Annotated in this window: 11 protein-coding genes; 3 read left to right on the forward strand and 8 right to left on the reverse strand. The window is 52.5% G+C overall.

Annotation, left to right across the window (positions count from 1 at the left end):
• Positions 1–113: 113 nt before the first annotated feature.
• The 4 genes from GALF_RS09805 to GALF_RS09820 are packed head-to-tail and all read right to left on the reverse strand — an operon-like array spanning position 114 to position 3,363.
• Complete coding sequence (locus GALF_RS09805) at positions 114–1,205, reverse strand: protein-glutamate methylesterase/protein-glutamine glutaminase (RefSeq protein WP_013293902.1); 1,092 nt, start codon at positions 1,203–1,205, stop codon at positions 114–116.
• Positions 1,202–1,702: a chemotaxis protein CheD gene (locus GALF_RS09810; protein WP_013293903.1), complete on the reverse strand. Its 501-nt coding sequence runs from the start codon at positions 1,700–1,702 to the stop codon at positions 1,202–1,204. The genes GALF_RS09805 and GALF_RS09810 overlap by 4 nt, the downstream gene beginning before the upstream one ends.
• 2 nt (positions 1,703–1,704) lie before the next feature.
• Positions 1,705–2,514 carry a CheR family methyltransferase gene (locus GALF_RS09815; protein ID WP_013293904.1) on the reverse strand — a complete coding sequence of 270 codons (810 nt, stop codon included), beginning with the start codon at positions 2,512–2,514 and terminating at the stop codon, positions 1,705–1,707.
• A gap of 9 nt (positions 2,515–2,523) precedes the next feature.
• Positions 2,524–3,363, reverse strand: a complete 840-nt coding sequence (locus GALF_RS09820) for an HDOD domain-containing protein (RefSeq protein ID WP_041938445.1) — start codon at positions 3,361–3,363, stop codon at positions 2,524–2,526.
• 125 nt (positions 3,364–3,488) lie between these two features.
• Between GALF_RS09820 and GALF_RS09825 the strand changes: the two genes are divergently transcribed.
• The 3 genes from GALF_RS09825 to GALF_RS15070 all read left to right on the forward strand — a co-directional run bounded on the left by GALF_RS09825 (position 3,489) and on the right by GALF_RS15070 (position 9,549).
• Positions 3,489–4,067, forward strand: a complete 579-nt coding sequence (locus GALF_RS09825; protein WP_013293906.1) for a chemotaxis protein CheD — start codon at positions 3,489–3,491, stop codon at positions 4,065–4,067.
• Positions 4,068–4,102: 35 nt separating this feature from the next.
• Complete coding sequence (locus tag GALF_RS09830) at positions 4,103–6,019, forward strand: methyl-accepting chemotaxis protein (RefSeq protein WP_013293907.1); 1,917 nt, start codon at positions 4,103–4,105, stop codon at positions 6,017–6,019.
• 140 nt (positions 6,020–6,159) lie between these two features.
• Positions 6,160–9,549: a sensor domain-containing protein gene (locus GALF_RS15070; protein ID WP_190274069.1), complete on the forward strand. Its 3,390-nt coding sequence runs from the start codon at positions 6,160–6,162 to the stop codon at positions 9,547–9,549.
• A 161-nt stretch (positions 9,550–9,710) separates the two neighbouring features.
• On the opposite strand, the gene GALF_RS09840 is transcribed toward GALF_RS15070, so the two are convergent.
• The 4 genes from GALF_RS09840 to GALF_RS09855 are packed head-to-tail and all read right to left on the reverse strand — an operon-like array spanning position 9,711 to position 14,475.
• Positions 9,711–10,259 carry a chemotaxis protein CheW gene (locus tag GALF_RS09840; RefSeq protein WP_013293909.1) on the reverse strand — a complete coding sequence of 183 codons (549 nt, stop codon included), beginning with the start codon at positions 10,257–10,259 and terminating at the stop codon, positions 9,711–9,713.
• Between the two features lie 11 nt (positions 10,260–10,270).
• Entirely contained in the window at positions 10,271–11,899 is a 1,629-nt protein-coding gene (locus tag GALF_RS09845) for a methyl-accepting chemotaxis protein (RefSeq protein ID WP_013293910.1), read from the reverse strand.
• Between the two features lie 35 nt (positions 11,900–11,934).
• Complete coding sequence (locus tag GALF_RS09850) at positions 11,935–14,091, reverse strand: chemotaxis protein CheA (RefSeq protein WP_013293911.1); 2,157 nt, start codon at positions 14,089–14,091, stop codon at positions 11,935–11,937.
• Positions 14,092–14,151: 60 nt separating this feature from the next.
• Positions 14,152–14,475, reverse strand: coding sequence for an STAS domain-containing protein (locus GALF_RS09855; protein ID WP_013293912.1), 324 nt, complete (start codon positions 14,473–14,475; stop codon positions 14,152–14,154).
• Positions 14,476–14,532: the final 57 nt, after the last annotated feature.

The raw sequence follows: 14,532 nt of genomic DNA on the forward strand, positions 1-14,532 counted from the left end.
TCCAGCAAGCTTAGCCGTTTACAATTTAAAACTGAACGATCGGCGCAACGCTCTGCCATCGGCACTGTAAACATCCTGATTTTGTGGCGTTTTAAACCAACTGCATAGACTCGCTATCGTCCCGACACCATGGCGTGAACTGCGCTGATTTTTCCGGCGATCTGTTGCAGCGGGAGCTCTTCACAGACCGCCCCCAGCTTCATCGCCTCCTTGGGCATGCCATACACCACACAGGAATCTTCATTTTGCCCCAGAGTATACGCACCGGCATCGCGCATCTCCTTCAATCCTCTGGCACCATCGTCCCCCATCCCCGTCATAATGATACCCAGCGCGTTTTTGCCGGCAAATTTGGCTACCGAACGAAACAAGACATCGACCGACGGACGATGCCGGTTGACCAGCGGCCCCTCAACGATCTCAACGTGATATTGCGCCCCGCTGCGCTTGAGCAGCATGTGCTTCCCTCCCGGCGCAATCAAGGCGCGCCCCGGAATCACGCGGTCATTATTTTTAGCCTCCTTCACCTCGATCTGACACAGACTGTTCAAACGCTGGGCGAAGGCTTCGGTAAACATTTCCGGCATATGCTGCACAATCACGATACCGGCGCACACGCGCGGCAGCGCGGTCAACACCGCCTCCAACGCCTGAGTACCGCCGGTTGACGTGCCGATGGCCACGATCTGCTCGGAGGTCATCCCTAAACGTGCAGCACCGGGCGGGGGCAAAATCGCATCGGCATTAAGCTTTTGACTGGGCACGGGCGGCCTTTGCTGTGTATTGGTCAAGCGACGCATATTCGCACGCGCAGCAGCCTTAACTGCCCCGACCAGATCATTGGACGCATCTTCCTGCAAGTAGCGTTTCACCCCCATCTTGGGCTTGGTGATGATGCTGGTCGCGCCCGCCGCCAGTGCCTGCATGGTCGCCTGCGCCCCTTTTTCGGTCAGCGTAGAACAAATGACCACCGGGGTCGGCCGCTCGTTCATAATCTTGTTCAGAAAAGTCAGGCCGTCCATGCGCGGCATTTCGATGTCGAGCACAATGACATCCGGCCACTGCAGCTTCATTTTTTCCATCGCAAAAATCGGATCCATCGCCGTCGCATACACTGTGATTCCCGGATCAGACTCGAGCACCTGTTTGACAACCTCCCGGACCACAGCGGAATCATCAACAACCAACACTTTGATTTTACTCATTTTTTTCCTGAATTTCTGTGATCAACATGAACCAGACCCACTTCACCGCTCCACACATCGAACATCACCTTGCGGTGACCAAAGCTGCCCAGATGATCATAATCAAGCGTAAAACCATATTGACTCAACAAGCTGTGTGCACACTCGATATTCTGAAAACCGATGTCGGTGGGACTGGCCGCCCGCCCGCCAAACATATTGCCGCCGCCGTAAATATGCACCTGATAACTTGCAGGTTTAGTGCGGCGCTGCGTGATTTCCTGCATGAACAGCGCCATGGCTTCCTCACCGTATTTGCCGTCGAGCGGCAAATTACCCCGCGGCTTATTGCGACCCGGCAACATGAAATGACACATGCCCCCATGCAACAGAATCGGATGCCACAGCACGATAGCGACACAAGAACCAAGCAAGGTCGTGATGCGCAAGCGCCCTTCTCCGAAGCAAAAATCGCCCGGTTTAAGGTAAACCTCACGTTCAGGCGTAACCACATTCATGCTCAGGGTTTTCTATAGATCGTCGGCTTAACAGCAGTCAGCACATTGGTAATTCCGTTTAACGACTCTGAATGCCCCACAATCAGATAGCCACCTGATTTTAAACTGCGTATCAAATTAGCCACCACCCGCTGCTTCGTCGGGATATCGAAATAGATCAATACATTGCGCAAAAATATCACATCGAATTCGCCCATTTTTTTCATGCCTTCGACATTTAGATTGAGCTGTTCGAAGCGCACATGCTGACGCAATTTCTTATCAATCAAAAAAGTGCCAACCTGATCGTCGCGCCCTTTTAGGCAAAACTTTTTCAGGTAGGGCAGATGTATTTTTTCTGCTTCCGCCAGACGGTAATGGCCGCGCCGCGCATGCTCTAATACCGAATGACTGATATCCGTGCCGAGTATCTCCCATGCTCCGTCCACCCCCAGTTTGTCGGCCAGCACCATAGCGATAGTGTAGGCCTCAGCACCGATGGAGGCCGCGGCACTCCATACATGGTACACATCGCCGCGCTCTGTGCTCTTAGGAAGTATCTCCTTAAGAAATTCGAAATGCTGCGGCTCTCTGAAGAAATACGTTTCATTCGTAGTCAACAGATCGACCATAAAGCGCAGTTCATCAGCATGAGAGGGATCGGTAACGTATTTATAATATTGCGTGTAGGTATCGAGACCGAGCGCGATCAAGCGCTTGGACAGGCGACCGGTCATCAATACTTTTTTCGCGTCAGACAGCGAAATACCGGCAATATCGTAGAGCAGACCGCTCAAACGCTTAAATTCCGTATCGTTAATTTGGTAACTCATAGTTCTCGTCTAAAATTGCAGAGCCTGACTCAGCGAACCGACCTCTTCCATCGCCTCATTGAGAATACGGCTGAGGGTTTCCTCGCCGATCACCATTTCAATCTGAGCCGTCTGCATCTGCCCCGCCGCCATACCGTCAAGCTGATGCAACGGAGACGTCACGGGAGTCAGTTCTTCGGCGAGCAGCAGTGTATCGGCCATCGTTTCCGGCGGCAGGGCTAAAAATCCCTCCCAGAACACGTCCATTTCATCTAAAACGGCTTCAGGAATTGAAAGTTTTTTGAGTACCGCTCGGCCTATCATCTCCTCGCCGTAATCCATCCAGTCGGAGAAATCGCCTTCAAGCAGGCCAGGGAATTCATCCGCCCGCGACAGCATATAAAAACCGCCGATTTCGTGAATAATGCCGGCGAACATCGCCGTTTCCGGATTCTGCAACGTGACGTGCCGTGCGACAACCTGCGCTAAAGCGGCAACATGTGCCGTGTGCTGCCAGAGCTGGTCCACCAGTTCACGATGGCGCGGATCGGTCGACACGCCGGCCATCTGCCGCGCGACCAGCGCCATCACAAGCGAGCGCACCACATTAAATCCCAGCCGCATAACGGCAATCTCCACATCTGAGATCTCATGCCCGGAACGGTTGTAGAGCACAGAGTTGGCGATGGCAATCACCCGCGCGGCCAGCAGCGGCTCGGCCTGTATCAGACGGGCGGCGACATCAAGTGAGCAATCAGGATCATCGAGCGCCTGACGCAGTTTTAGGGCCAGCTGTGCACCGGTCGGGAAAGCCAGTTCACCCTCGGCAATATCGAGTGCGATTTGCTTGAAAATTTCACGTTTATTCATGGCGCGCATCATACATCCATTACTCTGTATTTTCGTGGCTCGCATCATACCGCGAACTTACATATCCCTGTAGAATGACCACGTTAATTCAAACTGAGTTAATTCCACTTTCAAGCAGCTAGACCATGATCCATCAGACAGGCAAGGATTTTGAGCGTATCGCCCGCAATATTAACCCCGGCGGCTGGGCAATCGAGGCTGAACGTCCTATCTCGACCCTGCTGGGTTCCTGCGTTGCCGTCTGCCTGTTTGATCCCGTCCTGAAAATGGGCGGCATGAACCATTTTCTGCTGCCAACCACCAGTACCGGCAACACCGACATCGACGTGATTCTCAATGGAGACTACTCGATGGAAGTACTGGTCAACGGACTGCTTAGCAAGGGCGCAAAGAAGCCGCGCCTGCTGGCGAAAGCCTTCGGTGGCGGCACCATCATCAGCTCGATACGCATGGCGATCGGCGAACGCAATGCAGCATTTGCCAATGAATGGTTGCAGCGCGAAGGCATCAAGCTGATTGCCTCTGACTTTAGCGGCCCCTGGTCGCGAAAAGTGGTGTTTGTTCCGCAGAATGGCGATGCCTACTGCCGGAGGATTCCCACCACACAGGCCAGCGCCATCGATGTCGCACGCGCTGAACAGGAATACGAACGCATGCTGACCGAGAAAAAGAAAACAACCGTGAAAAAAATCGAGCTGTTTTAGGCCAACGGCACCGACAAACTTTAATCAACAATATCGTGAATAATCAAACCTTTCATTCCGCCTTCAAGACCCTGCAACTAACGACAAAATTTTTGCTGATCGTTAACAGTATTACTTTCCTGCTGCTGTCATTCGCGACCGTTGCACTGTACCAATCTATCAAGCACATCATGCTCGATTCCGTGCAACAGCGGGCGGAGGAAATCGCCAATGAAGTCATCGACGGCGCCAACATGCTGATGGTAACCGGACAAATCACCAGGCACGAAAACATCACTCTGCTGCTTAAAAAAATTGCCAGCGCAGGCAATATTACCAAGCTCAATCTGATACGCACCGAACAGGTTACACGGCAATTCGGACCGGGCACCGTAAACGAGAAAATCGTTGACGAAATACAGCAACATGCAATCAGCGACAAGCGCCCCTCCTATACGTTTATCGAACGAAATGGCACCCGACTGTTCCGCGCCGTGACGCCCTACGTGGCAAGCCACAACTTCCACGGCACCGATTGTCTGTCCTGTCACGAAGTTGAGGCGGGCACTGTCAACGGCATCTCCGATATTGAGATTGACCTGAGCGACGATTTAAAACTGCTGAACAACATCGTTCTGTCGCTGATCGCAGGCCAGCTCATGTTGCAGCTGGTGCTTTTTTTCCTGATCAAATGGGCCGTACGCCGTTTCGTCGTAACTCCGCTCAACGAAGCCGTTGATGTTGCAAACCGGATTACCGAGGGTGACCTTTCAGTTAAGATTAACGTCGTCAGTGACGATGAGACCGGCAAACTATTGCTGTCCATGCAGCACATGAGCGTCACCCTTAACCGTTTCATCAATGACATGAGCTGTGCATTGGAACAAATCACCCGGCAGAGCGGCGACATCGAACTCATCGAAGAAGCCGGCCTCAAGGGCAATTTTTTAAGATCAGTACAACTCACGAATGGCGCATTGCAACTGATTTCAGTGCATCGGGAACAAATTCAAGATGATCTATTCCGCGGCAAACTCGATGGCATCAACAGCGCAGGACTACTCGATAACCTTGGTCACAGCCAGGAAGATTTAATGGAAGTCGCACAAGTGGTGGACAGTCTGTCCGCCTTTGCCAGCCAGTCTGCTCAAGCCGCCGAGGCAGGCGCGGAAGAGTCCAGATCCGCTACGGCACAGATAGAACAGCTGTCGATACAATCAACCGCGCTCGAACAGGCCGTCAATCTGCTAAGCGATGAAGGAAACAAGGCACTTGACGCCACACAGCAGATCGATGTCATTGTCAAAAAAGTAAACCTGCTGGCACTCAACGCGGCGATAGAAGCGGCCCGGGCCGGCGAATCAGGCCGTGGTTTCGCCGTGGTTGCCGATGAAGTTCGCAAACTATCGGAAATGACGGCAGTGTTTTCCAGTGACATCCGTCTGTCGCTCACCGCAGTGGCTACGGAGGCTAGCCGCATGCAAGGTTCGGCACAATCAATGAGTGCGACTACACAGCTCTCACTGGAAAGCACGTATCGTGTCAAAGAAAAACTTGATCAGGTAAGCACTGCCGCCGCGACGTCAAGCACCTCATCGATGCTTGCCAAGTCGCTGACCGTCGCCTCTCTGGCGAAAATTGACAGCTTTACCATGAAACAGGTGGCCTACCGGCAGGCGCGCGCAAGAACAGCATTCCATTCCAGCGAACTGCATTTTGCCAGCATTGATGCATTAATAGAACAAGTGCCAGAAACGCACAGAAACGCCCTACGCATGCTGGCAAAAAAAATGACTCAGTCTATCGATAACGCGGTTCAATCGCTGCATGCCGGCAATCAGGGCAGCGAAGTTTTTGAGTTGATGGAGCGCGCTAACCAGGAACTGACTGATGCAATTGATGCGGCGCTTGCCAGCGTACGTTCGGCAACTGAGCGGGTTCAAGATAGCGGCGTTAAAATCGATTTGTTTTAACACGCAGAGCATATCATCCAGCCGGATGATAATCGTTAGCTAATGCTATGATTATCGCCTGATCCGTTTTTTTACAGAAGAGGAATAAATGCTGTTTTTCAATCTATGCGTGAGCGAAATCCAGCATGACGCTTTGGCGCATGAACACTGAGTTCAAACCGCTGCTGCTAAGACAACTGCACGAGCTTGGGCTCGATGCAGAACATCTCCCCGATATCGACAGCTGGCGCTCCCTGCTGTCTATCATCGAACAAACCTATCATGAAGCCCGCTGTGTGACGGGACGATCACTCGCCGTACCATCGACTGAAATGCAATACCCGCATCCGCGGGGTACCGATGAAGCGCGACTGCGCACACTGTTCAACACGATCAAAGATCTGGTCTGGCTCAAAGCCCCCGACGGTGTCTACCTTGCCTGCAATCCCGTCGTCGAACGCATGCTCGGCACGGCTGAAGCGGCAATCGTTGGCCGAACCGATTACGACTTTATCAGCCGCGAACAGGCCGATTCATTTCGAGAACATGATCGCGCTGCCATGAATACCGGTACGGTATGTATCAATGAAGGATGGCTGACCTTTAAAGATACGGGCTATTGCGGCCTGTTCGAAACCTCTAAAACACCGGTATACGACGATACAGGGCAACTGATCGGTGTATTTGGTATCGCGCGCGACATCACAGAACGCAAACGGGCTGAAGCTGCCTTAAAAAACAGCGAGCAACAGGCGCGCAATCTGATTGATAAGCTGCAGGTCGGCGTCTTACTGCAATCCGCAAGGGCCGAGATTTTACTTTGCAATCAGATCGCGCTCGATCTGCTGGGACTCTCCGAAGCACAGCTATTGGGTAAATCCTCTTTTGATCCGGACTGGAACGTTATCCACGAAGACGGCTCCCCCTTCCCGGGCAGCGAGCATCCGGTACCTGTGTCCATTGCCACTAAAAGTCTGGTTCACGATGTCGTAATGGGGGTCTATCGTCCATCAAAACGCGATCGCGTCTGGCTGCTGGTCAGTGCCGCACCGCAACTGAACCCGAATAATGAAGTTGAACAGGTGGTATGCACCTTCGTCGACATCACCGAACGCAAGAAAATGGAAGAGCGGCTAGAGCTGACCCAGTTTGCCAGCGACTATGCGCCCGACTGCATACTCTGGGTGAATGAGCAGGCACGCATTTGCTACGCCAATGAAGCTGCCTTACATTGTCACGGCTTTAGCAAAGAAGAATTACTGTCGATGACGATCCACGATCTGGATCCCGACTTCCCCCCCGACGTGTGGCTAGCGCACTGGCATGAATTGCAGCACAAGGGCGGCATCACGATCGAAACGCGCCACCGACGGCGCGACGGATCTATTTTCCCGATCGAAGTCTCGGCGAATTTCGTCAAATTTGGCGATAAAGAATACAACATTGCCTATCACCGCGACATCACAGAACGCAAAAAATCCGAGGCTGCACTGCGCTACAGCGAACAGCGATTACGCGACGTCAGCGAAGCATCCGGGGAGTATCTGTGGGAAATCGATATCAATCTGGGCTATACCTATGTCTCGAACCGGTCGATCGAAGTCAAAGGATACACACCGGAGCAATTGCTGGGCCACGCACCTGCTGAGTTTATGCCACCTGAGGATATCGATATGGCAGCCCGCATCGTCAACCTCGCCATCAGTAAAAACCAACCCTTCAAATTACAACATCGCGACATCACGCCGAGCGGTGCGATCCTGTGGGAAGAAGTAAGTGGCGTGCCGTTTTATGATGATGCCGGCCACCTGCTTGGACTGCGCGGCACAGGGCGGAACATTACCGGACGCAAGTTAAAAGAAGAGCAACTCAGGGTTGCCGCAGCGGCTTTTGAAACGCATGAAGCCATTATGATCACCGACGCCCACGGCACGATCATTAAAGTCAATCAGGCATTTCAGCGCATCACAGGCTACAGTCAGGAAGAAGTGCTGGGAGAAAATCCACGTATCCTGAGTGCCGGGCGCAATGAAAAATCATTTTATAGCGCGATGTGGCAACAACTGACGACGCTTGGCAGGTGGCGGGGCGAAATATGGGACAAACGCAAGAGCGGCCAGATTTACCCGAAATGGATGACGATTACCGCCGTGCGTGACGAAAACGGAAAAACGACTGAATATGTCGCTATTTTCAGCGACATCACACAGCGCAAACTCGCCGAGGAGGAAATTCGCAATCTGGCATTCTACGATGCGCTGACCCGCCTGCCCAACCGGCGCCTGTTGCTCGATCGTTTACACGCTGCACTGTCGGTCTCAGCACGCAGCCGCCGCTTTGGTGCGGTGCTGTTTCTCGACATGGACAGATTCAAGACCCTCAACGATACGATGGGACATGATTACGGCGATCTCCTGCTGATCGAAGTCGCCGAGCGCATCAAACTTTGCGTGCGTGAAATCGACACCGTTGCTCGCTTAGGGGGGGACGAATTTGTCATACTGGTCGAAGAGATTGATACCCGTGCCGAAGAAACCTCGAAACATATTGCCGCAATTGCCGAAAAAATACGCAGTGCACTCTCTGTTCCTTATCGGCTCAAAGAAAAACATCATCACAGCTCGCCCAGCATCGGCGTGTGTTTATATCGCGGCATCGAGGAATCAACGGACGATCTGCTCAAACACGCCGATATGGCCATGTATCAGGCCAAAGACTCCGGTCGCAATGCAGTACGTTTTTTCGATCCGCTGATGCAGCAGGCCGTCGAAGCACGCGTCACGCTGGAAAACGACTTGCGCCATGCCCTGCCGAATGATCAGTTGCAACTTTACTACCAAATTCAAGTCGACAATGACCGTCGTGCGATCGGCGCAGAAGCACTGGTACGCTGGATACATCCAATACGCGGTATGGTATCGCCCGCACACTTCATTCCCATTGCAGAGGAAACCTCGCTGATCCTCGAAGTCGGCGCATGGGTACTAAAAACGGCCTGTCTGCAACTGGCGGTATGGGCTGACAGACCGATGACCTGCAACCTGATACTGGCGGTCAATGTCAGCGTACAGCAATTTAAACAGGTAGGATTCGTCGAACACATCGCTGAGCTCATACGAGCGTACTGCATTGTGCCGCAACGTTTAAAACTCGAACTCACTGAGAGCGTGGTGCTGAACGATGTGAGTGACATTGTGCAGAAGATGTGCGCCTTAAAATCGCTCGGCGTCAGACTGTCGATGGATGATTTCGGCACCGGCTATTCATCGCTTTCCTATCTGAAAAATTTACCGCTGGATCAGCTCAAGATCGACCAGAGTTTTGTGCGCAATATTGCAACCGATGAAAACGATGCGGTGATGGTCAAAACCATTATCGCGATGGCGCAGAATTTCCGGCTGAATGTGATTGCTGAAGGCGTTGAAACAGAGGCGCAACTGGCATTCTTAAAACAGAACGGCTGCATGTGCTATCAGGGATATTACTTCGGCAAACCCGCACCGATAGAACAATTCCAAAGCCAGCTTGAAGCGCTGTCAAAAACCGTCTGATTAATTGAAATTGGGCCGAAGAATCCGGCCCAATTGTTTTAAAAATACTCGAAATCCTGCTGGTCAGGTGCACCGATCGATTTCAGTGTCCGTTTTGCAACTTCACTCACCTTCCGAAACAGGACTCAGATCAGTATGAGCGGTTAATCGATGCGGCTCAATCAGGCGGACAACTCCGGCACACCGCCTGCAGCCGCCTGCCCCAGCATCGACAGTTCGTCCACCGACAACACCTTATCGGCATTGAGGATAATGACAAACTTCCCGGCAACTTTTCCCATGCCCTTAATGAAATCTACCCGGATTTTGGCGCCAAAAGCTGGAGCCGGTTCAATTTCGGCCGTCGGAATTTCCAGTACTTCAGAAACGCTGTCCACCATCACCCCGATGTCCTGATGCGTTTCATCGCTCCCCTCGACTTCAATGATCACAATACAGGTGCGTCGCGACACCTCGGTTTTACTGCGACCGAAACGCACCGCCAGATCCACCACCGGCACGACGCTGCCGCGCAGGTTGATCACCCCGCGTATAAACCCCGGCATCATCGGCACTTCAGTCAAACTGCCATATTCGATGATTTCCTTGATGTTGAGGATAGCGATGGCAAACATTTCGCCGCTCAACAAAAAGGTCAGATACTGATGATCATCGACGGCTGCGCTCACCGCCGTATTCACAGCAACTGGCAGATTTTTAGCTGTACTCATGTTCATTCACCTCAGAAACGTTCAAAGTCTTGCTCGCTGGGCGCACCACTGACATATTGATTCGCTTTTCTGGCAGGTGCACGTGCGGACTGTGCCGGTACGCGTGAAACATGGCGTGCAGGTGTTAACGTTGTTGCTGAGGAATCGCTCAGTTTGAAGAAGGTCATCACCGATTGCAGCTGTTCAGCCTGACTGCTCATTTCTTCAGCTGTTGCCGCCAGCTCTTCCGAGGCGGACGCATTTTGCTGCGTGGTCTGGTTCAGTTGCCCCATCGCGCTGTTGATTTGGCCCACGCCGCTTGCCTGCTCACTCGAGGCTGACGCAATTTCCTGCACCAGATCGGACGTCTTGTTGATCGATGGCACCATTGCCTCGAGCAGCTTGCCGGCTTTTTCCGCCATGCTCACGCTGCTGCCAGCCAGCTCGCCAATTTCCTGAGCGGCCACCTGCGAGCGTTCAGCCAGCTTACGCACTTCAGCGGCCACCACCGCGAAGCCCTTGCCGTGTTCACCGGCACGCGCCGCTTCAATCGCCGCATTCAAAGCCAGCAAATTGGTCTGGTAGGCGATGTCGTCCACGATGCCGATCTTGCCCGCGATCTGTTTCATTGCAGTCACGGTATTTTCAACCGCCTGACCGCCTTCGGTCGCTTCCCTTGCGGCCTTACCTGCCATGCCATCGGTCACTTTGGCATTTTCAGTATTTTGGTCAATCGAGGCGGTCATCTGCTCGATCGACGCGGTCGTCTCTTCAACGCTGGCCGCCTGTTCAGACGATGACTGCGACAAAGATTGCGCGGTCGCGCTGATCTCTTCCGAGGCACTGGCTAAGGCATCGGCATTACCGCGTACGGTGGTGATAATTTCAGTCAGCTTGGTGACCATATTCTGCATGGCACTGAGCAACTGTCCGGTTTCATCGGTTGACTCCACCACAATCTTGACGTTCAGGTTACCTTCGGACAAGTTATTGGCCACGTTCACGGCTTCATCCAGCGGACGAGTGATGCTACGGGTAACCCAAAAGGCAAAACCCACGGCGATCAGGATGGCGGACAGCGACAAAACTAAAATCAATCGCTGTGCCCCTTCCACCGCCACATTGGCTTCCGCGCCGGTTTTCTTCATCAGCTCAGATTGAAAGTTGATCAACTCCGAAACAGACTTAATGTAATCGCCCTGCGTCTTGCGCATTTTGGTGACCATCAACTCAACAGCCTCATCGCGCTTTCCGGCCGTTTGCAGCTCGATAAATTTATTCTGGTCTTCCACATAGAGCTTGCGCGCTTCCAGTGTTGCGGCGAGCATTTTTTTACCATCTTCTGAACGGATGCTCTTTTCAAGCTTATCAAAACCCGCCAAAATATTCTTGCGCGCTTCCATCACGCGATCCAGCTCCTTCTGCACGTCGTCCCCTTTGACCAGCAGCGAGTTGCGCAGCGCGCGCGCAATCACATTGATCTGATCGATAACTTCGTTCGCCACCACCGTCTTGGGAAATTTGTCGTTGATCACATCACCGATATCAGTACTGATCTGCATCAGCCGGTTATAAGAGAAAATCGAAATAATGGACAGCAGCAACACCATCAAACCAAAACCAATGCCAAGACGAACACCAATACGTAAATTTTTAAACATCTCTCACTCCTTAGGACAAATAATTAAACGGGTTGCTATGCTGCCTGAATCCTGTTTTGCTGCACGGTGGCCAAAGCCACCAAAGACTGCACATCGAGTATCAGTGCGACCTCGCCTGACCCCAGGATAGTAGACCCTCCTATGCCTTTGATATGTTTAAAAATAGTACCCAGCGGTTTAATCACGGTCTGAAATTCCCCCATCAGTTCATCGACAACCAGACCGATTTTCTGTCCAGCATACTGCACCACCACAATATTTTCGCGCTTACCACCGCCGTCGCTGATTTCAAACTGTTCACGCAACCGCACGAACGGCAGCACTTCACCGCGCAAATTGATATATTGACGCGTCAGCGTATCCGCCCGGTCTTTTTCCGACAGCTCGATGCATTCGACCACGGTTCCCAGCGGAATCACATAGGAGGCTCGCCCCACGCCGACCAGGAATCCGTCGATGATCGCTAACGTCAGCGGCAATCGAATCCGGAAAGTGGATCCTTCCCCCTCACGGCTCTCCACCTCAATCGTACCTCTGAGCGCGGTGATATTGCGTTTGACGACGTCCAGCCCCACACCGCGACCGGAGATATTGGTGATCTTATCGGCCGTGGAAAAACCGGGTTCAAAAATCAGACCGAAAATTTCACTGTCAGTGAGCACCTGATTGGCCGTGATCAACTCACGCTCACGCGCCTTGTTGAGAATTTTATCCCGGTTCATCCCGCCGCCATCGTCGATGATCTCGATCGCGATGCCGCCAGACTCATGATAAGCGTTAAGCTTGAGCGTGCCGCGAGCCGGCTTGCCGCGTGCGAGACGAACATCGGGGGATTCAACACCGTGATCGAGTGCATTGCGCACCAGATGCATCAGCGGATCGCCCAGTTTTTCAACAACCGACTTATCAAGTTCAGCATCACTGCCGCTGATCACAAGCTCAATGTCTTTACCGAGTTCGCGACTGGTGTCGCGCACCACACGCTGAAAACGGGTGAAAGTCTCGCCGATTTGCACCATGCGCAACTGCAAGGCGCTATCGCGGATCTGCTCGACCAGCATTGAGATGACCGACGTGGATTCCACCAGCGCCGTTTCACCGCTTTTGCGCGCCTGCATGTTTGCGCCCGCGCTGGCAATCACCATTTCGCCGACCAGATCGATCAACTGGTCAAGTTTAGCGGCCTGCACCCGTATCAATTGCGATTCGATTGTTTTCTTATCCGCAACTTTCCCCTGTTTGACGGCTGCGGCTTCTACCACTTCCGCGGTCACCACCCCCTGATTGACCAGCAAGTCGCCAATCTTGGGTTGTACTGAACGGTCATCGACGCGATCAGATTGGGTGTTTAACGCGATATCCAGTTCGTTTTGTGTCAACGCGCCACAGAGAATCAAAATTTCGCCCAGACGCATCGTGTCTTCCGGCAGCGTTTCAATCGTACTGATAAAGTCGGCCAGCTTGCTGTGCGGCGGCCAGATATGCACGACGCAATCATCGCTGACAAATGAAAATACGTTTTCAATCTGCGATTTCTCTGCCTCCGATTTATAGGAGATTTCAAAACCCAGGTAACAGGATTCCGCATCCATCTCTTCGGCATTCGGCATCGCATCCGGCAGCGTGGTCAGATGAACGATCTCCCCTAACTCCATCAGGTAGCGCAAAAATGACGCGGGATCCATACCTTTGCGCAGCACATCGGGACCGAAACGCAACGAGATATGCCAGTTGTCGGTCTCCATTTGACCACCGCCGCTGACTTGCACATCAGCCTCAGTAAGCGCCACATCGCCCTTGCCTGCGGGTTTACTCAGATAGTGCTGCAATTTTTCGCGCAGCGCTGCACTGGTCAGATTGACATCTTCCCCCGGTTGGCATTCGTTTTCAATGCAGTTCAGGAGTGCACCTAACTGATCCGCACAAATCAGCAGCACCTCGACCAAGGTCTGATCTGCAACGATATTGCCGGCACGCATTTCATCGAGCACATTTTCCAGCACATGGGTAAACTCAACCACGAACTGACACTCGATGACGCCCGCTCCTCCCTTAATCGTATGAGCCGCGCGAAAAATCGCATTAATAATCTCAGGATCACTGCCACGCTCTTCCATCTGCAACAGATTTTCTTCCATCATCTGCAACAGTTCACGGCCTTCGACAACAAATGCCTGCTGAATCTCGTCCATGCCACCCCCAAAAACGTATTAACTTCGTATCAACAACGCTTTGTATCTAATCGTTAAAATCTACCTACGATTCCCTGCTGCGTGCTCATGTGCAGTAATCACCATAGGATCGCCAAAATAGCCCGCCATATTGTATAAATCGAGCACTTCTGTCACCGCCTTGCTGTGGGCGGTCAAATGAACCGCTTTACCCGCCTTGATCGCTTCACGCTTGGTCAGCAGCAAAACCTGAAAGCCAGCCGTATCCATTTCTGCCACTTGGGACAAATCCAGATCCAGCTCATCACACGTATTGAGCGCATCCAGCAGCGTCTGTTTCTGCACTGCGGCATTGTATATGGTCATATCGTCTTTAACAGCAATGGTACTATGCGCCTGTGTCATATGGAGCTCTCCTGTTAATATTGAACACGATTCCTATTTCAATTGTATTGCGGCAAG

This window comes from Gallionella capsiferriformans ES-2, assembly GCF_000145255.1.
GTDB classification, from domain to species: Bacteria; Pseudomonadota; Gammaproteobacteria; order Burkholderiales; family Gallionellaceae; genus Gallionella; species Gallionella capsiferriformans.